The 502-nt window shown below is 38.4% G+C and carries 1 protein-coding gene; it reads left to right on the plus strand.

Going from position 1 to position 502, the window contains the following annotated elements; translation table 11 throughout:
- The first annotated feature begins 185 nt into the window (after positions 1-185).
- Complete coding sequence (locus HC175_RS17610) at positions 186-440, plus strand: DUF3098 domain-containing protein (RefSeq protein WP_168023712.1); 255 nt, start codon at positions 186-188, stop codon at positions 438-440.
- The last annotated feature ends 62 nt before the right edge of the window (positions 441-502 follow it).

Raw genomic sequence — 502 nt, forward strand, 5'->3', positions numbered from 1 at the left:
GTTTAGCACCTTTTTAGCCACCCAAAGATTCCTGAACCTTAAAACGGATGAGCTTTATTACTAGTTTAGCCACAGACCTCTGGAAAGAGGAGAGCTGGTGATCAAATAATTGTTTTAAATTTGCCCTTTAAAATTATTCGTGCATTCGTGGCTCAAATTTCAGAAATCGCTGCAAAATCAATTCTATGAACAAAAACAAAAAACCTCTTCACAAACAGGATCTCAATTTCGTTTTTGAGAAAAAGAATTATATAGTCATGGGTATTGGGCTGGCGGTGATAGCACTTGGTTTTATTTTAATGGCCGGTGGCGGCAGCGATGATCCGAACGTTTTTAATGAAGAGATCTACAATTTTAGAAGAATTAGACTGGCACCTGCGTTGGTATTAATTGGCTTTGCAATAGAAGTCTACGCGATCCTGCTTAATCCCCGAAAGTAATAAATGGAAGTTATTGATGCTGTGTTCCTGGGAATCATTCAGGGACTAACCGAATTTTTACC

The organism is Salinimicrobium oceani (genome assembly GCF_012037645.1).

Coding starts and splice junctions, on each gene's coding strand:
- HC175_RS17610 (WP_168023712.1), top strand. CDS start 186: ATGAACAAAAACAAAAAACCTCTTCACAAACAGGATCTCAATTTCGTT.